This window comes from Rhizobium mesoamericanum STM3625, assembly GCF_000312665.1.
Lineage (GTDB): Bacteria > Pseudomonadota > Alphaproteobacteria > Rhizobiales > Rhizobiaceae > Rhizobium > Rhizobium mesoamericanum.
The window spans coordinates 1,190,828-1,214,028 of sequence record NZ_HF536773.1; the positions used below are offsets into that span (position 1 = coordinate 1,190,828).

At 58.9% G+C, this 23,201-nt stretch carries 22 protein-coding genes; 9 read left to right on the plus strand and 13 right to left on the minus strand.

Annotated elements, in window-relative coordinates:
- Nucleotides 1-14: 14 nt before the first annotated feature.
- Nucleotides 15-851, minus strand: a complete 837-nt coding sequence (locus BN77_RS25820; protein ID WP_007537727.1) for a nickel-binding protein — start codon at nucleotides 849-851, stop codon at nucleotides 15-17.
- A gap of 228 nt (nucleotides 852-1,079) precedes the next feature.
- On the minus strand, nucleotides 1,080-2,081 hold the full coding sequence (locus BN77_RS25825) for a catalase family peroxidase (RefSeq protein WP_007537729.1): 1,002 nt from the start codon (nucleotides 2,079-2,081) through the stop codon (nucleotides 1,080-1,082).
- A 218-nt stretch (nucleotides 2,082-2,299) separates the two neighbouring features.
- On the opposite strand from BN77_RS25825, the gene BN77_RS25830 reads away from it, so the two are divergent.
- Nucleotides 2,300-2,527, plus strand: coding sequence for a hexameric tyrosine-coordinated heme protein (locus tag BN77_RS25830; RefSeq protein ID WP_007537733.1), 228 nt, complete (start codon nucleotides 2,300-2,302; stop codon nucleotides 2,525-2,527).
- A gap of 80 nt (nucleotides 2,528-2,607) precedes the next feature.
- Here BN77_RS25830 and BN77_RS25835 read toward each other — a convergent pair whose 3' ends face one another.
- From BN77_RS25835 to BN77_RS25880, 10 genes are all read right to left on the minus strand, one after another.
- The gene (locus BN77_RS25835) at nucleotides 2,608-3,501 is read right to left on the minus strand and encodes a helix-turn-helix transcriptional regulator (protein ID WP_007537735.1); all 894 of its coding nucleotides are present in this window, start codon (nucleotides 3,499-3,501) and stop codon (nucleotides 2,608-2,610) included.
- A gap of 9 nt (nucleotides 3,502-3,510) precedes the next feature.
- Entirely contained in the window at nucleotides 3,511-4,407 is an 897-nt protein-coding gene (locus BN77_RS25840; protein WP_007537738.1) for a helix-turn-helix domain-containing protein, read from the minus strand.
- Nucleotides 4,408-4,447: 40 nt separating this feature from the next.
- Complete coding sequence (locus BN77_RS25845; protein ID WP_007537740.1) at nucleotides 4,448-5,398, minus strand: catalase family peroxidase; 951 nt, start codon at nucleotides 5,396-5,398, stop codon at nucleotides 4,448-4,450.
- Between the two features lie 122 nt (nucleotides 5,399-5,520).
- Entirely contained in the window at nucleotides 5,521-6,777 is a 1,257-nt protein-coding gene (locus tag BN77_RS25850) for a condensation domain-containing protein (protein ID WP_007537741.1), read from the minus strand.
- A 52-nt stretch (nucleotides 6,778-6,829) separates the two neighbouring features.
- Entirely contained in the window at nucleotides 6,830-8,044 is a 1,215-nt protein-coding gene (gene hemA / locus BN77_RS25855) for a 5-aminolevulinate synthase (RefSeq protein ID WP_007537743.1), read from the minus strand.
- A 143-nt stretch (nucleotides 8,045-8,187) separates the two neighbouring features.
- On the minus strand, nucleotides 8,188-9,096 hold the full coding sequence (locus tag BN77_RS25860; RefSeq protein WP_007537745.1) for a helix-turn-helix transcriptional regulator: 909 nt from the start codon (nucleotides 9,094-9,096) through the stop codon (nucleotides 8,188-8,190).
- A 342-nt stretch (nucleotides 9,097-9,438) separates the two neighbouring features.
- Nucleotides 9,439-10,806, minus strand: a complete 1,368-nt coding sequence (locus tag BN77_RS25865; RefSeq protein WP_007537750.1) for an FAD-containing oxidoreductase — start codon at nucleotides 10,804-10,806, stop codon at nucleotides 9,439-9,441.
- Entirely contained in the window at nucleotides 10,806-11,264 is a 459-nt protein-coding gene (locus BN77_RS25870) for a hypothetical protein (RefSeq protein WP_007537752.1), read from the minus strand. Before BN77_RS25870 ends, BN77_RS25865 begins: the two co-directional genes overlap by 1 nt.
- 92 nt (nucleotides 11,265-11,356) lie before the next feature.
- Complete coding sequence (locus BN77_RS25875; protein ID WP_007537755.1) at nucleotides 11,357-12,544, minus strand: acyl-CoA dehydrogenase; 1,188 nt, start codon at nucleotides 12,542-12,544, stop codon at nucleotides 11,357-11,359.
- A gap of 87 nt (nucleotides 12,545-12,631) precedes the next feature.
- On the minus strand, nucleotides 12,632-13,552 hold the full coding sequence (locus tag BN77_RS25880) for a LysR family transcriptional regulator (RefSeq protein ID WP_007537757.1): 921 nt from the start codon (nucleotides 13,550-13,552) through the stop codon (nucleotides 12,632-12,634).
- Nucleotides 13,553-13,862: 310 nt separating this feature from the next.
- Here BN77_RS25880 and BN77_RS25885 point away from each other — a divergent pair, with 310 nt between their 5' ends.
- The 8 genes from BN77_RS25885 to BN77_RS25920 all read left to right on the plus strand — a co-directional run bounded on the left by BN77_RS25885 (nucleotide 13,863) and on the right by BN77_RS25920 (nucleotide 21,948).
- Nucleotides 13,863-15,068 carry an ABC transporter substrate-binding protein gene (locus BN77_RS25885; RefSeq protein ID WP_007537759.1) on the plus strand — a complete coding sequence of 402 codons (1,206 nt, stop codon included), beginning with the start codon at nucleotides 13,863-13,865 and terminating at the stop codon, nucleotides 15,066-15,068.
- Between the two features lie 4 nt (nucleotides 15,069-15,072).
- Nucleotides 15,073-15,855, plus strand: coding sequence for an ABC transporter ATP-binding protein (locus tag BN77_RS25890; protein WP_007537761.1), 783 nt, complete (start codon nucleotides 15,073-15,075; stop codon nucleotides 15,853-15,855).
- Nucleotides 15,855-16,556 (plus strand): ABC transporter ATP-binding protein, encoded by a 702-nt coding sequence (locus BN77_RS25895; protein WP_007537763.1) that lies wholly within the window; start codon nucleotides 15,855-15,857, stop codon nucleotides 16,554-16,556. Before BN77_RS25890 ends, BN77_RS25895 begins: the two co-directional genes overlap by 1 nt.
- 4 nt (nucleotides 16,557-16,560) lie before the next feature.
- Complete coding sequence (locus tag BN77_RS25900) at nucleotides 16,561-17,448, plus strand: branched-chain amino acid ABC transporter permease (RefSeq protein ID WP_007537765.1); 888 nt, start codon at nucleotides 16,561-16,563, stop codon at nucleotides 17,446-17,448.
- 2 nt (nucleotides 17,449-17,450) lie between these two features.
- Nucleotides 17,451-18,440 (plus strand): branched-chain amino acid ABC transporter permease, encoded by a 990-nt coding sequence (locus BN77_RS25905; RefSeq protein WP_007537767.1) that lies wholly within the window; start codon nucleotides 17,451-17,453, stop codon nucleotides 18,438-18,440.
- Nucleotides 18,441-18,458: 18 nt separating this feature from the next.
- The gene (locus tag BN77_RS25910; protein WP_007537769.1) at nucleotides 18,459-20,054 is read left to right on the plus strand and encodes a GMC family oxidoreductase; all 1,596 of its coding nucleotides are present in this window, start codon (nucleotides 18,459-18,461) and stop codon (nucleotides 20,052-20,054) included.
- A gap of 9 nt (nucleotides 20,055-20,063) precedes the next feature.
- On the plus strand, nucleotides 20,064-20,948 hold the full coding sequence (gene mmsB, locus BN77_RS25915; RefSeq protein ID WP_007537770.1) for a 3-hydroxyisobutyrate dehydrogenase: 885 nt from the start codon (nucleotides 20,064-20,066) through the stop codon (nucleotides 20,946-20,948).
- Nucleotides 20,949-21,030: 82 nt separating this feature from the next.
- A complete protein-coding gene (locus tag BN77_RS25920; RefSeq protein ID WP_007537771.1) occupies nucleotides 21,031-21,948 on the plus strand; it encodes a DMT family transporter in 918 nt (305 codons plus the stop codon).
- Between the two features lie 20 nt (nucleotides 21,949-21,968).
- On the opposite strand, the gene hppD is transcribed toward BN77_RS25920, so the two are convergent.
- A complete protein-coding gene (gene hppD / locus BN77_RS25925; protein WP_007537772.1) occupies nucleotides 21,969-23,078 on the minus strand; it encodes a 4-hydroxyphenylpyruvate dioxygenase in 1,110 nt (369 codons plus the stop codon).
- Nucleotides 23,079-23,201 lie beyond the last annotated feature (123 nt).

The window sequence follows — 23,201 nt, forward strand, 5'->3', positions numbered from 1 at the left end:
CGCGCCGCCCGGATTTACCTCGGTTCATCCTCTTCGGAATCGGTCCAGTCACACGCGAATGCGAGAACCGGCTTGGCAAACCCCTTCAGACTACGGCGCGTCGCATTGGTGAAAAGCTCCGACGCGCCGTGGTCGCGAAAAATATTCTCCGATACGAGTATCTGATCGCCGGCGGCGGCCGCACATAAGCGTGCCGCCAGTTGCACAGTGGAGCCGAAGAGATCGTGGCTGTCCTCGATCGGCTCGCCACAATCAAGCCCAATGCGAACGTGGATAGGTTCCGGCGTACCGCCGTTATAGTTCCTGAATTCGCGCTGGATACTCATCGCGCAGCCGACGGCGGCGTGGGTGGAAACGAACGAGGCCATGATGCCGTCGCCGGTATGCTTGACCTCTCTGCCCTCGCATTGCGCAAGACATCGGCGAACGATCGCATCGTGCGCCCGCACGAGTTCGGCAGCCATTCTGTCGCCAAGGCGTGATGTCATCTCCGTAGAGCCAACGATATCGGTAAAAAGGATCGCCCTGTGGCCGGCATCCCTTTCGGCGGCCGATCGGCCAGCCATCAGCTCAGGCTCATGAATGCGCCCGAGAAATGCCTCGACGGCGGATAGCGCGACCTCGACCACTTCACCGGCAATAAAACCATGCGCTTCGCGATGTACACATTGCGCGGTTTCGGCATCCGGCGCATCGATCAGACAGAACGCGGTTCCGCGCCGCTGGTCATACCAGTAGGTGAGGAACTTCACCCCATACCGATCCTGAACAGACAGATCCCTGCGATGCGCCTCGGCGATGTCTTCAGCGGATGTCCCCGCAAGATCATGCCGGTCCATGAAGATAGCCACGTGCGTGCGTCCTTCGGAGAGCCCCTCAGCATCGGCCGCATCTTACGCCGTTGCTACCGCTAGGTCCACAGCACGGATCGTAGGTTGCGTCAGGCAAGAAGAACATCGCGAAGAACTTCATGTCTATCGCATGCTCTGCGAGCCTGCCGCCACCAAGGAACTCGTCTCCGGGCTCGGACAGTCCACCGCCGATGAGATACCAGGGCGGTAGCCGGCAACCGACGCTTCCTACTGTCGCTCTCCGAACGATATTGGATAGGTGTGGTTGCGGAACGTCAGCATGGGGTCGGCCGGTTCGATACCAGGGTGACTGGTACCTGGTAGGAAAAGCGTTTGCTTGTCGGCGACGACCTTATCCTGCGGTAGGCCATTGAAATAAAATGTGCCGAGCTTTACAAGGTTGCGGCTCTCCGGCCATGCAATAGACGGGTCTTCGATCTTGTCGCCATCTTCGGCCACCTGCGCATACCAATCGAACACTACCGGCCCCTTAGTAATCCTCGACACGATTTCCTCCTGGAGATAGTTCGGTCCCATCGCTTTGAGTTCCTCGGGTTTCAAGTAGTGCTCTCCGGCTTTCGGCACAAAGCGGTAACGAACAAAGGCCGACTTTCCGTCACCATTGGTAAATTTGAACGAGTTGATCCCAAAGAAGGTCGCAGTTGCGTAGGATGCGGGGGACGTGAGTGTCTCAACAAAATGCTTAGAGATCGGATGGCCATCGAGGAATTTCTCCAGCGGCGTCGGATGCTCCACGCCCGGACCGCTCGCGGCTACCAATCGCAGAAAATTCGCGAATTCGTCACTTGTCGCGACGACGAATCCATTATGTTGATCGGTGGCGAAGTCAAATTCCGTTCCGTCCTTCGCCTTGATTTTGATCGCCAGGCCAGTTGGTGCCGCGCCATTCGCCGTATCTGGAATGTCGGGCACGCCTGCAAAAAGGGAGAAACGTGCAACGACGGGGAGTTTGCCTTCGGAGAACACCGGAGCTTTCGTAAGTTTACTCGCGTCCTTGGTCGGCGTGAACGTGCCGACCACCATCACGCCCTTGGTGTGCACCGCCCGTTCGTGGTGCGCACCAAATGTCCCATGGAGTGTGTTTATCAGGTCCTGCGGCGTTTCTTTCTGCCCGTCCGCCCAAGCGGCCGAGGATATCGCGGCAGCCAGAGAGACTGAGATCGCGAGGCAACGCTTGATCCGGAAATTGGCGGAAGTGAGGTTCCACATGCGATTGCTCCTTTTCGCTATGTTGACCACGTCACTTTGCCCCAGACGCGAACATCCAGATTTTCCGCAACTGTCATCTTTTTCCCAATCGGGCCATCAAACTGACCATTCGGGTAGGTTACGGAATGGCCGGATAGTGCAAGCAGCGTCGCCACCATCCAATACCTGCCGACTTGAGTGAGGTATCCTGCAGCGGCAAAAGAAGCTGGGAGGCATCCGTGAAAGAGTTCGCAGCATCACTCGAAACCGCAACGCCGCGCGAAGGCGTCGATCTTGCCGCCAGGCTCGCATGGGAAATGGTGAGGAAGGTCCAGCCTTCGAAGAGCATACGGGACCGGCTGGTGGTGATCTATGAGGACGATGCCGAAACTATTCTAATGGCCTGCCAAATCATTGCCACGAACTTTCAAGCCATCGCGGCGGCGAACAACTATTGGCGCGATTGACCCATTGCCTAGAGCGGAGAGAAGGAAAGCAAAGAGCAAATCGAATACGTACTAAAATGCGAGAGAGCGGTCGGTAGTGGTCAGTGGACACTACGCGGGTCGGTCCCGACCTTTCGGATAAAATCGCCGACGAAGTCTGAAACTTGCTCATAACCAAGGAGTGCGGCCACTTCTCTTGCTTCGTAGCCGCGGACCAACAGTCGCTTCGCGCGCTCAATCCTGAGGTCGCGCCTCCAAGCGTGAACGGAGCCGCCGACGGTTTCCTCGAAGGCGGACGCAAAATCTAACGGCGACATGCCGCATTCGTCCGAAAGTTCCTCCAGCCTGAGATCACCGTCGAGATGTTCTGAGAGCTTCTCCTGTGCTCTTGAGACTTCTCCGTACGACAAGGTCTTACGTCGCGTTGCTGTTTGTCGGAACGCACATGCGTGATAGCGCACCGCGTGGGCGGTTGCCGCAACTGTCAGATGGTCGACAAACAACTGATTGGCGAGACCTGGGGAACGGAACGCCGGAAGTATGGCACGGACCAGATTGTGCATGACGGGGTCCTGCACGCCAACCCCCGGATTGTGGTTGAAAGCGTCGACCGACGGTATTCCTTCCTTATCGGTTATGGCCGTCAATGCTGCTCGGGGCACATAAAAGCTGATATGGTTGAAAGCACTTATACTGTTGGCCACGGGAGACGAGCGCAAATCGTAAAAGCTCGTTGTCCCCACTGGCAGGAACGCGGTTTTAATTTGCTTGCCGTCTAGGAACATGTCGTGAGCCGGAACATCGCGCAACTGTACGGTCATGAGGAACGCGTCCTCGACTGCAATCGGCTCGCTCAGACCCGTGTTTGCCTTATCGCAACGGATTTCCGTAATGGCGATCCTTGCGTTTTTCAAAGTTTTGGCGACAAGGGATGGCGCGCGCGCGACTTTGAAAGTCCTTCTCAACCGTTCGCCGTAAGCGCCTGTCTCCTGCATATCGTCCTCCTAAGCGTGCCTGCGCCACGCGCCGGGCGAGATGCCGACGATGCGGGAAAAGGTGCGGGTGAAATGACTTTGGTCTGCGAAACCGCAAGCGAGTGCAATGTCGGAAATCGGCAATCCGGTGTCCCGAAGCAGGTCCTTTGCCCGATCGCAGCGCCGCACCACCATCCAGTGATGCGCTGGCATTCCTGTTGACTGCTTGAAGGCGCGCGCGAAATGGCGCGGCGACAGTCCGCATTGCGATGCAAGTTCCGCGAGGGAAATTTCTCCCGCAAGATTGGCGTCGATGATTTCCTTCGCGCGCCGCTCATTCTTCGCGGAGAGACCTCCAGCGACAGCCCGCGCAATCACGTGCAGACCGCCGTAGCGGTGAGCGATATGATTGGCGACGGCAAGCGTCGTGTGATCGAGGAAGAGCTGGCTCGCATATTCGGGATTGGCGAAAGCGGGCATTAGGGTCGTGCTAAGGGCGGCGATGATCGGATCATCGGCGGGCTTGTCGGACCGCATCTCCAACTCGCCAAATCGCTTGCCATGTTCCTCAGCTATCGTGTCCATGGCGCTTTTCGGCAGGTAGTACATCATGCAATTCGAAGTTTCGCCGATGAAGGACGTTGGGTCTTCACGCAGATCGTAGAAGGACGTCTGGCCACCGAAGAAAGGAAGCCTGCCGGTGCCCTTGCCGTTGATCCAAAGCTCGTGCTCGATGCAGTCTTCGATCTGATATGCCACTAGATAGGCATCTTCGGTCGGGATGGATGACGTCAGGCTCGGTTTCCGACATTTGATGTGGGTGACCGCCACTTCCGATCGCTTCAACGTTTTGGTCACGATGGCTGGGGCGTCGTCCAGGTGAAAGTGGTCTCCGAGGCTCTGTCCATAAACTCCCTGGCTGCGCATCTCAAAATCCTCGCGGGCAGTTTTGTAGCTCGATCGGTCGTTACTGACGCTTTGCCAAGGAAATTCGATAAGCCTTCAGACGCGCCGCGAACATTTCGTCGGGCGGATAGCCGACACCGTTGGCCAACATACCCGGATCGAAAATCGAGACATCGCAGGCTGCGTTGTCCTCGATCACGTCTATCGTAATCGTACCGAGGACAACTGTCTCGCGTTCATCTTCCCCGGGCCATCGAGCGGTAACATCCATGGTCGGATCGCCTGGTCGGTCGAGCAGTGCGAGAACATCGAACTCAATCCCCCCCTGGCGGATGCGTTCCTCAAGGTCGTCATGCAGAAAGTCTGAGGCTCTGTCCTTCGCCTCGTCGTCAGTCAGAACGATCTCTCCCTTTCGAGGTATGACTTTGAATTTAATAAACCTCGTCTTGCCTGCTTCGTTGGTAACCGGGAATGAGTGAACACCCCAATACGTGGTTCCTGCAAAGCTTGCTGGAAGCGAACGGGCCGCAATGTACTTCGCCTGGTTAAGCGTCTCCGGATTGGCGTCCGAAAAGGCTTTGACTTTGGCGGGGTCCGGTTTGCCGTCGGGCCCTGGAACCCTGGCCTTGAGGAAGGCAAGCATTTGGTCGAGAGTGCGAGCGAAATGGACCGGTGCGCTTTCGACAAGGATGTCCGAGGTGTCGCCGTCGGTCTCGATCCGAAAGCTGAATCCGCGCAACACGAGATTATTCGTATCTGGCACATTGGGGTTGCCGCCACCCATCGAGAACCGCGCGAGTACACGGCCTGGTCTCGTGAAATTCACAGAGCGTGTAATTTCCGCTGCGCGCTTTGATGGCACGTAGCGGCCGCGTACGCACCGACCCTTTGCGAAACTCGCTCGAACCTTTGGAGGATTGCCCGCAACAGCCTTGAGGGCCGCCACAATCGAAGCCGGCGTCGCGGCTTCCTCGGCCGAGAAAGCTTTGGTCGTTTCGATCACATCAGACATCGCCTATACCTCCGGGCAACCGCGCTGGTTTGCGTCGAGTTTAGTAGCGGCATCTCGGGTGTCGTGAACTGGGCGCCGATGTTTTGTCTAAAAAGGACAAAATCGCCGTCTGCGCGTCATGATCAAACGACGGCTTCCCGAAGCAGCTTCTCGGCAGTCTCCAGAAGGCCGGGAATTGGTGTGAAGCTCGTGTGAAGCAAATGAATGCGGCCGGCGACTGTCGCTGCACCGATCATCTGCTCGCCCTCGATGCCGACGAAAACCGATGGCCCCCAAAGGGCTTCGACACGCACAGGCCCGTATGCGTCCGACAAAGGCGCTTCCCCGAGGTTCGACAGCATCATTTCGCATGCACAAGCCTGTAACTCGATGGCGGCGAGCTCCTCGAGCGAGGGCGAAGCGTCGAAGATACGCTGAAACGCATCGAACGACTTAACAATTGCCTCTCGAGTCTTCATGGGCATTAGGTCTTGACGGACGTCCCTGGCCAAATCCCAGAGCCCAGTCGCGATATCCGGCGCGTACCCGCCGATCGGGAAGACGATGGAGACAACACAGTCGTCTGCGATGCCGAGCGTTGGTCTGAGATTGACCGGGGATACGGCGCGGATTGCCGTGTCGCACCATGCTTTTGATAGCCGCCGACCAGCCAGAATGATGGCCGAGAGGAGCGCGCCATGGACGGTCGTCGCATGACGCCGCACAGCCACCCTGAGCTGCGCGGAGAATTCCTGCGACAGTTGCAGGCTCGAAATGACGGGCGCGCCCTTTGAACGATCAAGCATTCGCGCCGGGCTCACCACTGCGGACTGGGCAGCGGCGATCGGATTCATGTCCCAATTTGAGGCGATGGTCTCTTGCGCAAAGGCCAGGCCGAGGTGTTCACGGTGACCACCACTCATCACCTCGAGCATATCTCGCAGTACAAATGCGATCGACACACCGTCAGCTACTGCGTGATGCGCAGTGAAGACCAGTGTCGCATAGCGAGGTGAGTGAAACAAAACGGCACGAACGAGCGGCGCGTCGGTTTGCTTGAACGGTCTCATCAGTTCATCCGATACTACTGCTTTCCAGGCATGTGGCGGTTCGGACCTGATGACTTCTAACGGGATCGGGCGATCACTGCCCCCGTAAAAACTTGGAACGCCGAACTCGCTGCGTGCGATGGTCGCACGCAGGAGGGGGTGCCGCAACCGGGTAGCCTCGAGCGCATTGCTCCAGGATTCGATTGTCGTTTCACCCGACACCTGCAGCGTCATGCAGAAGTGTTTGGGACTGTTTTGATCGCTAAGCCAGAAGTATTGTTCGACAGCGCCGAGGGGGCGAAGTGCGATGCCGGATCGTGGAGCGACTGGTTGCTCTACCTGCTGTTCCATGACGAATTCCTTTCTTCGGATGGTAGCAACGATTGCCGAAAGACTCGGGGGCTCAGGCTGCCGCTTTGGAAAGGGCGCAATGCGACCACAAGGTCGCGAGCGCGCTAACGAGATGTTCGATGTCCGCATCGGTGTGAAGTGGCGTAGGGGTGATCCTGAGACGCTCGGTCCGGCGGGGAACAGTCGGATAGTTGATTGGCTGTGCGTAAATGCCGAGATCACGAACGAGCAGGTCGGATACCCGCTTGCATTTGGCTGCGTCGCCAATGACGATCGGGACGATGTGGCTGGGATTGTCAATGTGAGGAATGCCGGCCCGATCAAGAAGCCCGCGCAGTCGGGCGACCCGATCCTGAAGCCGGGCGCGCTCGAACGGACTCTTTTTGAGATGCCGTATCGATGCCAATGCTCCGGCGGTAAGCGCCGGTGGCAACGCTGTCGTAAAAATGAAGCCCGAAGCGAACGAGCGGATGAAATCACACAGCGCTGCCGACGCCGCGATGTAACCGCCCATAACCCCGTATGCCTTGGCCAGCGTTCCCTCTATAATCGTCAGACGGTCTGATAAGCCCTCCCGTTCGGCAATACCGCCGCCGGTGTGCCCGTACATTCCGACGGCATGGACCTCATCAAGGTAGGTCATCGCACCATAGTTCTCGGCGAGGTCGCAGATGTCACGGATAGGAGCTATGTCACCATCCATCGAATAGACAGATTCGAAGGCAATCAGTTTCGGGGCGCGGGGGTCGGCTGCACGAAGTTTCTCGTTCAGATCGCAGACGTCGTTGTGTCGCCAGACAATGCATTCACACCTCGAATGGCGGATGCCTTCAATCATTGAAGCGTGATTGGCTGCGTCCGAAAAGATAATAAGACCGGGTATGTGGGTGCCCAATGTCGCCAGAGTGGCCCAGTTCGACATATAGCCGGAATTGAATATCAAAGCCGCCTGTTTGCCATGCAAGGCGGCAAGTTCGCACTCAAGAAGGACGTGGAGGTGATTGGTACCTGCAATATTGCGGGTGCCTCCGGCTCCAGCCCCATACGCATCCACCGCCTCCTTCATAGCGGAGACGACTGCAGGGTGACGCCCCATGCCGAGATAGTCGTTGGAGCACCACACGATCACCTCGCGCGATCCGTCCGGCGAGTTAATCATAGCTCGGGGGAACGTGCCGCGGGCGCGCTCCAGATCGGCGAAAACCCGATACCTGCCCTCAGATCTAAGGTCTAACAACCGCTCATTGAAAAACACCTCGTAGTCCATGTCTTTCTCCCGCGTTTCCGACTGAAGACAGGATCGTACGAACTGAACTGGAGGGCCGCTGGAAGCGACGGGTCATCTATTGTTTGATTCGGACAGGAAACAGTTCGAGAGCGGATTGCTGTTCCGCTCGGTCCTAACGAGGTTCATATGGCGTTATTCCGCCGCCATAGCCCGGGGCTCGTCCCGGTTAGCGCCACGAAAACTCGTGTGAAATGGCTCTGGTCAGCAAAGCCGCACGCCAGAGCCACCTGAGTGAGGTTCAGTTCGTTGGCGGCGAGAAGCCGCTTGGCAGTCTCCACTCGGCGCTGCGTCAGCCATTGGTGCGGCGAAATGCCGGTCGATTGTCGAAACGCCCGGGAAAAATGACGGGCCGACACCCCGCATTCGCTGGCGACTGCGGCGAGGGAGATATCCCCGCCAATCCCAGACACGATCATTTCCTTAGCCCGCTTCTCCTGCCAAGGTGCGAGGCCGCCGCGCGCACCTTCCCGCCTAAGCCTCATGCCGCCATAGCGAGTGGCCACGTGGATGCCGATGGCAAGCATCACATGGTCCATAAAGAGCACGCTCGCTTCTTCGGGTCGACCAAAGAACGGTAACAATCCGGCTGACATATTCCGCATAACGGGATCGTCGGTGGCCAATGCCGGCTTGTATTGCAGCTCATCGATCGGAGAAGCACCTGCTTCCTCTGAAATGGCGCTTAGGGCGGCACGGGAAAAATAGTAGTGAACAGTGTGGAAGCCGTGGTTCAGGAGAAATGTCGGTTGCCGCTTGAGGTCATAAATGATGGTCTGCCCTTGACCTATTGCGGATGCGGGAGCGGGACGACCGCTCTCCCAGTAAAGATATGATGGACAGTCGACCAGATAGTGCCCGACCATAAACGCGTCTTCTTCCTTTGGAGGAGTGGAGAGTTCAAGGCTGGGGTTATCATATCGGAGTTCGGTCGCGGCGATCGTCGATTTTCGAAGCGCTCTGCTGACATAGGATGATGCCTGCGCGCCAAGCCTTTTCCCGAAGCCTTCTCCATAGCTACCGCTCTCGCCCATTCGGCACCACGCTCATCGCCCAATATATGCGCATGATATGACAGTCATTCGGCGATGCAACATTCAGGCATCAAACATTGATCGGCGGGATGAAAACAACGGCTGAACAGATCATTAGTATACTGCAGATCTTTTTAGAACGCCCGGTTTCGGCGTAGCAAAAGAGGGTGAATGGGTTCGGTCTGACGGCCTGATCCATGTACCCTAGTGCATCCTTCGCGCGGCCGCGGGGCACAAGAAGATAGCCCATCGACATCCGGCAGTCGAAGTCGTTCGAGTCTAGCCGCAAAGACCGCCTCGCATGCGTCTCGGCACGCTCATACTGTCGATCGTAAATGCCCGTTACACCGCTTGTAGATCTCCAAGCAGCGTTGGGATCAGCTCGGAGACTGTCGGATGAATCGGCACCGACCATTTCAATACCGGGTAGGTCGCTTTCGCGTTCATTGCATCGATGAAGCCGTGGATCACCTCGTCGCCCTCGATCCCAAGGATGGCCGCACCCAGGATCTGTTGCGTCTCGGCATCGGCGATGACCTTCATGAAACCCTTGGTCTCGGCGCGCTCATTGGCGCGTCCGACCCGGCTCATCGGCCGCGTTGAGATCATGATCTTGCGGCCGGTGGCACGCGCCTCCCTCTCGCTCATCCCGACACGGCCGAGCGGAGGATCGATGTAGAGCGCATAGGCGAGGATGCGGTCGCTGAGCTTGCGGTCCTCACCATCGAGCAGGTTGGCGGCAGCGATCTCAAAGTCGTTGTAGGAGGTGTGGGTAAAGGCCCCGCGACCATTGCAGTCCCCAAGCGCCCAGATTCCCTCAACATTAGTCGCAAGCTTGTCGTCGACGGTAATGTAGCCGCGCTTGTCGGTCACGACGCGGGCCTTGTCGAGACCAAGATCGTCGGTGTTCGGCGTGCGGCCGGTGGCAATCAACACGTGGCTCGCCTCGACTGCCGGTCGGCTACTTCCAATGCTGACGCGGATGCCGTCTGCCGCCTTTGAAAATCCGATCCCGTCGGCGTCCGTATGCACGGCAATACCTTCGGAACGCAAAATATCGGCGATCGCGTCCGAGATGTCGGCATCTTCGCGCGATGCAAGCTTGGGCCCGCGCTCAATCACCGTCACCTCGGCGCCGAAGCGGCGATACATCTGCGCAAATTCGAGCCCGATATAGCTGCCGCCGATAACCGCCAGATGCCTGGGAAGGCTATTGAGATGAATGATCGAGGTACTGGTCAGATAGTCGATGTCGCCGATACCCGGCATGTCGGGAATGGTCGGCCGCGCACCGACATTCAGGAAGATCTTTGGCGCTGTCAGGGTCTCGCCGTTGACCGTGAGCGTATGAGCGTTCTCGAACCGAGCATGGCCATAAATGACGGTCATGCCGTCCATATTGGCAAACCAGTTGATGAGGCCGTTGCGGGCATTCATCGTTACTGTTTCGGCGCGCTTGCGCACCACCGCCATGTCGACACCGATAGCGCCCGGGATCTTCACGCCGTAGTCCGCCGCGCGCCGCGCCACATGGGCAGCGCGGGCGCTTGCCACCAATGTCTTGGTGGGCATGCAGCCGGCATTGACACAAGTACCCCCGAGGAACTTTCGCTCGATCAACGCCACGGTCATGCCCTTTGCGACCATGCGGGCGGCGAGGAAGGGACCGGACTGGCCGGCCCCGACGACGATGGCGTCGAAATGGGGCATCAGACTGCTCCTGCGATGATGAGCGCGCCGACGATTGCAACCGCATCCTCGATCAGCGCTGCCGGTGGATCCTTGCCGAAGGCGGCGGCGAGCTTACCACGGGCAGCCGCACCAGCGAATGTACCAAACGCGGCACCGACGATACCGGCAATGAGCCCGCCGACGAGCGAACCGCCGGTCGTGCCGATTGTGGCCCCCGTCAGCGCACCCATGATGAGGCGGGCGGCAAACTGCATCGGAACCTTGCGCGAGGGTGTCGAGGGCAGCTGGTCAGTGATCAACTCGACGACGGCCAGCAGGCTCAGCACCCATGGCGTCCAGCGATACCCAATGAAGGCAAGCGGTGTCTGCGACACGTCAAACCAGCCGAGTGCGGCACCCCAGGCAATAGCGGCTGGCGCAGTCATGGCTCTAAGCCCTGCGATAATTCCGATCAGAAATGCAAGAAACAAGAACATGCAACATCCCCCATTCCGCGCGCAATTGATCGCGGTCATGGGAAGCTGGCACATTGTCGTGCAGGTTTCAATTTGCGATGCTGATTACACCTTCAATTCGCAAAGGCGGCGATGCCGGTGATGGCGCGGCCGAGGATCAGGGCGTGGACGTCGTGGGTACCCTCGTAGGTGTTGACCACCTCAAGGTTGACAAGATGGCGGGCAATGCCGAACTCGTCGGAGATGCCGTTACCGCCAAGCATGTCACGGGCAAGCCTGGCAATGTCGAGTGCCTTGCCGCAGGAATTGCGCTTGACTACTGATGTCAGTTCCACCGGCGGATGGCCGTCTTCCTTCATCCGCCCAAGCCTTAGGCAACCCTGCAGGCCGAGCGAGATCTCAGTTATCATGTCGGCAAGCTTCTTCTGTATCAGCTGGTTGGCAGCGAGCGGTCGACCGAACTGGTTGCGGTCCAGAACGTATTGACGGGCCTTGGCATAACAGTCCTCCGCCGCGCCGAGTGCCCCCCATGCAATACCGAAGCGGGCCGAGTTCAGACAGGTGAAGGGACCCTTGAGACCGGTGACATTGGGCAGCAGGTTTTCTTCCGGCACGAAGACATTATCCATCACCACTTCGCCAGTGATCGAAGCGCGAAGGCCGACCTTGCCGTGGATCGCCGGCGCCGACAGACCCGTCCATCCCTTCTCCAGGATGAAGCCACGGATGACACCGTCCTCGGTCTTGGCCCACACGACAAAGACATCAGCGATCGGGGCATTGGAAATCCACGTCTTGGCGCCGGTCAGGCGGTAGCCGCCATCGACCTTCCTTGCCCGCGTCACCATCGAGCCTGGATCCGAGCCATGGTTGGGCTCGGTGAGGCCGAAGCAGCCGATCCATTCACCGGTTGCAAGTTTTGGCAAATATTTCTGCTTCTGCACCTCGGAACCGAAGGCATCGATCGGCACCATGACAAGGGAGGACTGCACGCTCATCATGGACCTGTAGCCGCTATCGACGCGTTCTACCTCGCGGGCGATCAGGCCATAGGCGACGTAGCCCAAGCCGGCACCGCCATATTCAGGTGCAATCGTCGGTCCAAGCAGCCCAAGCTCGCCCATCTCGCGGAAAATCTTCGGATCCGTCTTCTCGTGACGGAAAGCTTCGAGTACGCGCGGCGCCAGCTTGTCCTGCGCGTAAGCGTGCGCCGTCTCCTGCACCATGCGCTCCTCGTCCGTCAGCTGCTCCACTAGCCGGAACGGATCGGCCCAGTCGAAGATCTCACGGGTATGCTGCATGGTCATTCCTCCTCATTCCCCTGCCGGCGCGAACATCCTTCGGGCATAGACCTGCTGGACGCAGGGGTCAACTTGCCTGGAACCGATCTATCGCTTGACCCAGGGGGGAATGAATCTGACGTCTTCGCCGACGACCGCTTCGCGCAGAAAATCGATGACCGCCCGGACCCGCGGCGACTGGCGAAGATCACGATGACAAGTGATCCAGTAGTGTCGCCTGAGGTCGACATCGTCGGGAAGGACCCGTTCGAGTTCGGGGTATCGGCTCGCGAAGAAATAGGGAAGTACACACAGCCCGAGTCCGTTTCGCGTTGCCGTCAGCTGCGCGAAGATGCTCGAGCTTTGAAACCGCGGCTTGATGCGTGGGTGCACATCGCCGAGATAGTCAAGCCCGGGCGCAAAGATCATTTCTTCGATGTAGCTAATGAATGGATGATTCAGGAGGTCGTCGCGGCAGGTGATTGGCGCGCTTCGTCGCAAGTACTCCTTCGAGCCATAGATCTGCAGATGATAGTCGGTGAGCTTGTCAGAAAAATAAGGTCCGCCCTTCGGCTCATCGAGAACAACCGTGATGTCGGCCTCCTTGCGCGACAGCGACATGATCTGCTGGATCGTCACCAGCTCGAGAGACAAATTCGGATGGCTTGTCACGAACCGTGGCAGCACGCGCGCGAAAAAGAAGTTGGAGAAGCCCTCCGGCGCGCTGAGGCGCACCACACCGCGCTGCATCGTCGCGCCTTCGGTGAGATCGGCGCGCAATCGCTCGGTTTCCTGCTCCATCTTCTCGGCGGTCTCGACGAAGCGCGCGCCCATCGCCGTCATCACATATCCACGCGGGTTGCGCTCGAAGAGCTTGACTTTCAGAGCAAACTCCAGCCGGTCGATGCGACGCGAGACGGTTGCATGGCTGGTGCGCAATTGCCGCGCGGCGGTCGACAGCTGACCCGTGCGGGCAACCGCCAGAAAGAACTGCAGGTCATCCCAGGTAAACTGCGGCGGATTGTTCATGCACGCCCCTAGTCGGCCTCGGGATCGCCTGGCCGCTCGCTATTGGTCTTTCGTCTAATGCGCCACAGCCTGCGCCGCCCTAGGTTTCGACAAAAGCGCCCTAACGATCTGCATTCATTGGGTCGGCGCCGCGACAGAGCAGCAGTTCTGTTCAAAAACGAACAGATACTGTTTGGAATTGGTTGTAAAGCGGCCTTGCCTGATCGGTGCAATTCAATGATCGTAGGGTAGGTGCCGGCAGCTTTGAGGAGAGCTGCTGGCCAAATCTGAACAGATCCGCATTCTGGCCAATCTCTGGGAGGAGAGACATATGCGAAAGAGTCTCATTGCGTCGCTCGCATTTCTGCTTGCAAGCAGCACCGCAGTACTCGCCGATGGTGCATCCGATGGCAAGGTGAAGATTGGTATCCTGAATGACCAATCAGGCGTCTACGCCGACTTCGGCGGCAAATCCTCGGTCGAGGCGGCCAAAATGGCGGTCGAGGATTTCGGCGGCAAGGTTCTCGGCGTGCCTGTCGAGATCGTCGATGCCGACCACCAGAACAAGGCCGACATCGCGTCCAACATTGCCCGGCAGTGGTATGACACCGAGCAGGTCGACGCGATCATGGAATTGACCACGTCGTCGGTCGCGCTCGCGGTCCAGGCCATTGCGAAGGAAAAGAAGAAGATCGATATCGTCACCGGCGCAGCCACGACCGATCTGACCGGCAAGGCTTGCTCGCCCTATGGTTTCCACTGGGCCTATGACACACATGCGCTCGCTGTCGGCACTGGAGGCGCGCTCGTCAAGCAGGGCGGCGACAGCTGGTTCTTCCTGACGGCCGACTATGCTTTCGGCTATTCGCTCGAAGGCCAGACGAGCGATTTCGTCAAATCCGCTGGCGGCAAGGTCGTCGGTTCTGTCCGCCATCCCCTGTCGAACCAGGATTTCTCATCCTTCCTGCTTCAGGCCCAATCGTCGGGCGCCAAGGTCATCGGTCTTGCCAATGCAGGTCTCGATACGTCCAACGCCATCAAGCAGGCTGCCGAGTTCGGCATCACCCAGGGCGGTCAGCATCTGGCGGCGCTGCTCTTCACCTTGGCCGAGGTTCACGGCCTTGGGCTAGACGCAGCGCAGGGCCTGACGCTGACGGAAGGCTACTATTGGAATCTGGATGATAAGAGCCGCGAATTCGGCAAGAAGTTCTTCGCCCGCACGGGCAAGATGCCGAACATGGTCCACGCGGGAACCTATTCGGCCGTGCTTCAGTACCTCAAGGCAATCCAGAAGGCAGGTACCGACGACACCGATGCCGTTGCCAAGCAGCTGCATGAAATGCCGGTCGACGACGTCTTCGGCCGTGGCGGCACCGTCGGTCCGAACGGCCGCATGATCCATGACATGTACCTGCTGCAGGTCAAGAAGCCCGCCGACAGCAAGGAACCATGGGACTACTTCAACGTTCTGGCGACCATTCCCGGCAAGGAAGCCTATATCGACCCCGCCAAGAGCGGCTGCGCGCTGGTGAACTGAAGCGATGGCGGTTTCCGCAACCCACTTAAATTCAACGCCGCGGGTGGTCCTTTCCGCCCGCGGCTTGCGCCGCGACTTCGGCGGCTTCACCGCGGTCAAGAACGTCGATCTGGATGTGCACGATGCGAGCGTGCACGCCCTCATCGGCCCCAACGGCGCCGGCAAGACGACAGTTTTCAACCTGCTGACGAAGTTCCTGCAGCCAACCGCTGGCACCATCACCCTGATGGGCACCGACATCACAAAAACGGCGCCGGACAAAGTCGCGCGCATGGGGCTGGTGCGATCCTTCCAGATTTCGGCGGTCTTTCCGCACCTGAGCGTGCTCGACAATGTGCGCGTCGCGCTGCAACGGCCAAACAATTTGTCGACGCAATTCTGGCGTCCATTGTCGGCTCTCGACAAGTTGAATGAACGCGCCGAACAACTGCTGGCCAAGGTTGGCCTTGCCAAGGAACGCGATGCGATCGCAGCCGATCTCTCCTATGGCCGCAAGCGCGTGCTCGAAATCGCAACGACGCTTGCCCTTGATCCGAGAGTGCTCCTGCTTGATGAACCGATGGCAGGCATGGGACACGAGGATGTCGGGGTCGTGTCGGCCCTGATCCGCGAAGTGGCGCGCGACCGCGCCGTCCTGATGGTCGAACACAATCTGTCGGTCGTCGCCAACATCTGCCAACATGTAACCGTGCTGCAGCGCGGAGAAATTCTTGCCGAAGGCGATTATGCGAGCGTTAGCGCCGATGAGCGGGTACGCCAGGCCTACATGGGCTCGGAGGAGGGCTGATGGCGGCACTTCTCGAGATTCAGGGGCTGAACGCCTGGTACGGCGAAAGCCACATCCTGCATGGCGTCGACATGCAGGTCGGCGAAGGTGAGACCATCACCATCCTTGGCCGAAATGGTGTCGGGAAAACGACGACGCTGCGCACCATCACCGGCATCGTCCGCGCCCGCAAAGGAAAACTGACGTTCGCCGGCGAAGACATGATGCAGGTGCCCTTGCACAAAACGGCGCACCGGGGCATCGGCTTCGTGCCGGAGGAACGAGGCATATTCTCGACCCTGACGGTGTCTGAAAATCTGATGCTACCGCCGGTCGTTGCTTCAGGCGGCATGACCGTCGACGAGATCTACGAGCTGTTTCCGAACCTCTATGAGCGGCGCAACAGCCCGGGCACGAAACTGTCGGGCGGTGAGCAGCAGATGCTGGCGATCGCCCGCATTCTTAGAACCGGGGTTCGCATGCTGCTGCTCGACGAACCCACCGAGGGCCTTGCGCCGGTCATCGTCCAGCGCATCGGAGAGGTGCTGAAGCAATTGAAGGAACGCGGCATGACGATCCTGCTCGTCGAACAGAATTTCCGCTTCGCTAGCCGGATCGCCGATCGCTTCTATCTTATGGACCACGGGCAGACGGTATCGGAGTTCCCCGTGGGCGAGTTGCCCCAGCGGATGGACACACTGCATAAGGTTCTGGGAGTGTGATCTGATGACGATGATATTCGGCATTCCCCTGCAGGCATTCATGGGCCAACTCTTGATTGGCCTCATCAACGGTTCGTTCTACGCCCTTCTGAGCCTCGGCCTTGCCATCATCTTCGGCCTGTTGCGCGTCATTAATTTCGCGCACGGCGCCCAATATATGCTCGGCGCCTTTGCCGCCTATCTCCTCTTTGCCTATGCCGGCATCGGCTATTGGCCGTCGCTGATCCTGGCGCCCGTCATAGTCGGGCTGGCTGGCGCTGTGATCGAGCGATTGTTCCTTCGCCGGCTCTATGACCTCGATCCGCTCTACGGTCTGCTCTTCACCTTCGGCCTCGCGCTCGCTGTCGAAGGCACCTTCCGCTACCTCTACGGCTCATCAGGCCAGCCCTATGCTCAGCCGGCAGCTCTCTCTGGCGCTGTCAATCTAGGTTTCATGTTCCTGCCGGTCTATCGCGGCTGGGTCGTCATCGTGTCGCTTGTGGTGTGCCTCGGCACCTGGCTCCTGATCGAGAAGACGAAGCTTGGCGCCTATCTGAGGGCGGCCACCGAGAATGCGACGCTGGTCCAGGCATTCGGCGTCAACGTGCCGGTCCTTTTGACGCTGACCTACGCGCTCGGAGCCGGTCTTGCCGCTTTCGCGGGGGTGCTGGCCGCTCCGATCTACCAGGTGTCGCCGCTGATGGGCTCCAGCATGATCATCGTCGTCTTTGCCGTTGTCGTGGTGGGCGGCATGGGTTCGATCATGGGTGCCATCATTACTGGGTACGTGCTCGGTATCGCCGAAGGCCTGACCAAGGTCTTTTATCCGGAAGCGTCCAACATCGTGATCTTCGTCATCATGGCAATTGTTCTTCTCATCAGGCCCGCGGGCCTCTTTGGCCGGGATGCGTGACGATGGCAGAGATCACCGAAACGATCAGGACGGAAAAGAGCCGGACCGCCCTTTCGGTGCAGGCGGCCTTCCTCATCATAGGCCTGCTGCTTTTGCTGTTGGCGCCGTTCTTCTTTTACCCGATTTTCCTGATGAAACTTTTGTGCTTCGCGCTGTTTGCCTGTGCCTTCAACCTCCTGCTCGGCTACACCGGCCTTCTGTCGTTCGGCCACGCAACCTTCTTCGGTGGGGCCGCTTATTTTACCGCGCATGCCGTAAAGGAATGGGGATTTTCGCCAGAACTCGGCATCGCGACCGGTGTCGCGGGTGCAGCCATCCTCGGCCTCGTCATGGGGTTCTTCGCGATCCGCCGTCAGGGCATTTATTTTGCGATGATTACGCTTGCACTGTCGCAGATGTTCTTCTTCTTCTGCCTGCAGTCGCAGTTCACGCATGGCGAGGATGGAATCCAGTCCGTTCCGCGTGGACGTCTGGTCGGTCTCCTCGACCTCAACAGCTCGACCAACATGTATTATTTCGTGCTGGCCGTCTTCGTCGTCGGTATCCTGATCATCTGGCGCTTCATCAACTCGCCGTTCGGGATGATTTTGAAATCAATCCGCGAAAACGAGCAGCGGGCGATATCGCTTGGTTACTCCGTCGCTCGCTACAAACTCGGCGCCTTCGTAATGTCGGCAGCACTCGCGGGCCTGGCCGGGGCGGTTAAGTCCCTCGTCTTCCAGTTCGCAACGCTGACTGACGTCGCCTGGCAGATGTCTGGTGAGGTGATCCTGATGACCTTGCTTGGCGGTATCGGCACGCTGATCGGTCCGTTGTTTGGCGCCGGCCTGGTTGTCACGCTGGAAAACTACCTCGCGACGTCGGAATTCCCGGTGACCATCATCACCGGGGTGGTGTTCATGATTTGCGTGCTGATTTTCCGCCGCGGCATCATCGGTGAATTCTACGCATCGCGCCCCGGTCGGAAACTCGGCTTCTTCTACCGCCGCTAACCTGCGGGTGGCATTTACATGGATCGCTTCGACTACATCATCGTTGGTGCCGGCAGCGCCGGCTGTGTACTTGCCAACCGCCTGTCGGAAGACAGGAATACGCGTGTACTGCTGTTGGAGGCCGGCGGCAGCGACAACTATCACTGGATCCATATCCCTGTCGGATATCTCTACTGCATCAACAACCCACGAACCGACTGGTGCTTCACGACGGTTCCGCAAGAGGGATTGAACGGCCGCGCGCTCGGCTATCCCCGCGGCAAGGTGCTCGGCGGCTGCTCCTCGATCAACGGCATGATCTACATGCGCGGCCAGGCGCGCGATTACGATCTGTGGCGGCAGATGGGCTGCACTGGCTGGAGCTGGGACGAGGTGCTGCCGTTCTTCCGCAAATCGGAGGATTTCTACCGCGGCGAAAACGAGCTGCATGGCAAAGGCGGCGAGTGGCGCGTGGAAAAAGCCCGGGTGCGTTGGGCGGTACTCGATGCATTCCAGGCCGCCGCCAAAGAGGCCGGCATCCCGGAAACCCCTGACTTCAACACCGGCAACAACGAGGGATCAGGCTACTTCGATGTCAATCAGCGATCCGGGATTCGCTGGAACACATCCAAGGCCTTCCTGCGTCCGGCGATGCGGCGAGGCAATCTGACGGTTCTCACGAAGGCTCAGGTGCGCCGTCTGCTGATAGAGGAGGGCGCCGTCACCGGCGTCGATTATCAACATGCGGGCACAACGAAGCGCGCCTACGCGGCCAGGGAAACGATCCTTGCTGCGGGCGCGATCGGTTCACCGCACATTCTGGAGCTGTCGGGCCTTGGCCGCGGCGATGTGCTGAAGAGCGCGGGCATCGTGGTCACCACCGAGGTGAAGGGCATCGGCGAGAACCTCCAGGACCATCTGCAGCTTCGCATGTCCTATAAGGTCACCGGTGTCCCGACATTGAATGAAAAGGCAACAAGGCTCATCGGCATGGCAGCGATCGGCCTGGAATATCTTGTCAGGCGTTCAGGACCGATGGCAATGGCACCGAGCCAGCTCGGCGTCTTTACCCGCTCCGGTCCCGACAAGGAGACGCCTGATCTTCAATATCACGTGCAGCCGGTGTCGCTCGACAAGTTCGGCGATCCGGTCCACCCGTTTCCGGCCATCACAGCGAGCGTCTGCAACCTTAGGCCGGAGAGCCGTGGTTCGGTGCATGTGGCAAGCCCGGATTTCGCCGCCCAGCCGACGATCAGCCCAAACTATCTCTCGACCGAACGAGATCGCGACATAGCTATTCGTTCGATGCGCCTGACACGAAAGATCGTCGCGCAACCCTCATTCGCACGGTTTAACCCGGAGGAATTCAAGCCCAGCCCGAGTTACCACACCGACGCGGAACTAGCCCGGGCAGCAGGCGACATTGGCACAACGATTTTCCATCCCGTCGGGACATGTCGGATGGGCGCCGATCGCGACAGTGTCGTTGACCCTCGCCTCAAGTTCCGGGCGCTGGCGAAGCTTCGAATTGCCGACGCCTCCGTGATGCCGACGATCACATCGGGCAACACCAATTCGCCGACGATCATGATCGCCGAAAAGGCAGCGGCCATGATCCTGGAAGACAACAGATAGGAGGCTGGCATGGCAAGAATCGCTTTCATCGGGCTCGGCAACATGGGTGGGCCGATGGCCGCCAACCTCGTCAAAGCAGGTCATCAGGTCACCGGCTTCGACCTGGCAGCACCCGTCCTGCAGGCAGCACAAGCCCACGGCGTAACGGCTGCGAGCCATATCAGCCAGGCAGTCTTGGACGCAGAGATTGTCGTGACGATGTTACCGCAGGGAAAGCATGTGCTTAGCGCGTGGACCGATATCCTTCGTTCCATTCCCACTGGTACGCTTGTGATCGACAGTTCCACCATCGATGTTGACAGCGCCCGCCAGGCCCACGAGATGGCAAGCAATGCGGGCTGCCTTTCTCTCGATGCCCCGGTTTCAGGGGGCACCGGCGGGGCAGCGGCCGGCACCCTGACCTTCATGGCCGGAGGTTCCGACGAGGCCTTTGCGAAGGCAAAGCCGATCCTGGAAGCCATGGGCAAGAAAATCGTTCATTGCGGGGAGAACGGAGCCGGGCAGGCGGCAAAGATCTGCAACAACATGATCCTCGGCATATCGATGATCGGCGTCTGCGAGGCCTTCGCCCTCGGCGAAAAGCTCGGCCTTTCGCATCAGGCACTATTCGACGTCGCCTCGACCTCGTCGGGACAATGCTGGTCGATCAGCACGTATTGCCCGGTCCCGGGACCTGTCCCGACGTCGCCCGCGAACAACGGTTACAAGCCGGGTTTTGCAGCCGCGCTGATGCTGAAAGATCTCAGGCTGTCACAGGAGGCGGCACTTTCCACAGGTGCATCAACACCGCTTGGGGCCGAAGCTTCGCAGCTTTACGCCCTTTTCGAGAAACAGGGGAACGGCGGCCGCGATTTCTCGGCGATCATCGAAATGCTGCGCGGCAAGCCGGAATAGCCTCTGCAATGGCTTGACACCCCAGACTTTATGGGCGACGCCCCCCTGCCGCAACCAGGCGGCAACCGACAGGAATTCCGACATGCAACCGCAGCCTACCGCGACTGCCTTCAAGAACTTCGTGCTGGTGGGCGTTGTTCTAATGCTGCTCGGGGACTTTCTCTTTGCGCTCAACGACGCGATGGGTAAGTGGCTGGTTACAAACTTCTCGGTCGGGCAGGTCCTGCTCATTCGCTCGCTCGGAAGTTTCATCATTCTGGGGCCGCTCATCGCTCGGCAGGGTCCTGCCCAACTTTTCAGGGTAGAGTTGAAGAGGCTGCAGGTCCTGCGCGTCCTCTTCGCGACAGTCGATGTCGGTTTGTTTTACGCCGCCGTCGCCTATCTGCCGCTGGCTGACGTGATGACCTTCTACATGGCCGGGCCGATCTATGTCGCGGCTCTTTCGCACGTTTTCCTAAACGAAAAGATTGGCTGGCGCCGCTGGCTCGCGGTTTTTGTTGGCTTCTGCGGTGTCGTTATCGCACTGCGGCCGTCCTCGGCGATGCTGTCACTGCCCTCTCTTTTCGGTATTGTTGGCAGTCTGTCCTTTGCCATGACGCTGGTGCTCAACCGATATCTGCGCAACACCAGCGACACGACGCTCGTTGGGTGGCAAATGATCGCCGCCCTCATCGTCGGTGCGGTGCTTTCCATCGGTGCCTGGCAGCCGACAACGCCGGTCGAGCTCACCGGCATGCTCGCCCTTGGCGTCGTTGCCTCCTGCGCCCACCTTTTGATCACACGTTCGCTGAAGCTCGCCCCAGCGTCACTGCTGGCACCGCTGCAATACAGTCTACTGATCTGGGCAATTGCGCTGGGATACCTGTTCTTCGGCGACGTTCCGGATCTCTACGTGATCACAGGCGGAATGATCATCGTCGTCGCCGGCCTGTTTATCTTTCATCGGAAGAACCTGCTCGAAACGATGCCGCCGGAGGCGGTTGCCCCCGATGGCCATTGATTTGGCAGTTACGCTGACCGCTAGGCGGCAGCCGGCTTGATCACGCCCCGGCGTATCTGGTCGGCCTCGATTGATTCAAAGAGCGCTCGGAAGTTTCCCTCGCCAAAGCCTTCGTCGCCCTTGCGCTGGATGAACTCAAAGAAGATCGGACCGATCACAGTCTTCGAGAAGATCTGCAGCAATATCTTTGTTGTGCCGCCATCGAGCACACCTTCGCCGTCGATGAGAATTCCGTGTCTGCGCATCCGCTCGATCGGTTCGTCATGCCCGTGCACGCGTTCGCATGACATGTCGTAGTAGGTGTCGGGCGGGCCCGGCATGAAGCGAAGCCCATTCTCGGCAAGTCTGTCTGTCGCCTCGTAAATGGCGTCGGTACCGACAGCAATGTGCTGGATACCTTCGCCCTTGTACTTCTTCAGATACTCCTCGATCTGGCTGGTCTCGTCCTTCGATTCATTCAGCGGAATGCGGATCTTGCCGCAGGGTGAGGTGATTGCACGGCTCATAAGGCCAGTGATGCGGCCGTCGATGCTGAAGAAGTGGATCTGCTTGAAGTTGAAGAGTTCCCGATAGAAATCCCACCACTTGTCCATGTTGCCGCGATAGACGTTATGGGTCAGATGGTCGAGGTAGAAGAAGCCGACGCCTTCGGGGCGTGGATCGCGCTCACCCAACCAATCAAACTCGAGATCGTAAGCCGATCCTTTCGCACCATAACGCTCCACGAGGTAGAGAAGCGACCCGCCGATTCCGACGATTGCCGGTACATCGAGTGTCTTGTCGTCACCTTCGTAAGGGATCGCCCCCTTCGCAACGGCATGGTCGAAGGCGTGCTTGGCATCGACGACGCGCCATGCCATTGACGGGGCACAGGGGCCATGATCGTCGACGAAGCGCATTGCGTGGCTACCCGGTTCGGCGTTGACGATGTAGTTGATGTCACCTTGACGCCAGACGGTAATGCTTTTGGTCTTATGCTTTGCGACCGGTCGATACCCCATGCGCGTGAAGAGTTCCGCGAGCTTCTCGGGTTCTGGATGCGCAAACTCGATGAATTCGAACCCATCCGTCCCTGCGGGGTTGTCCGGGGTAATCTGAGACGGCGGTGCGTCGTGTGGATACGGGCCCATTTGCTCCTCCTGCAGTTTTAGCCTTCGGATGCAAATTATGGTCCTGCTTCGACGCAATGTGCTTGCATTGTCAGCGCGCTTGGCAAATTATCTGCACGGAACAACCAAATAATGAGCAAATCA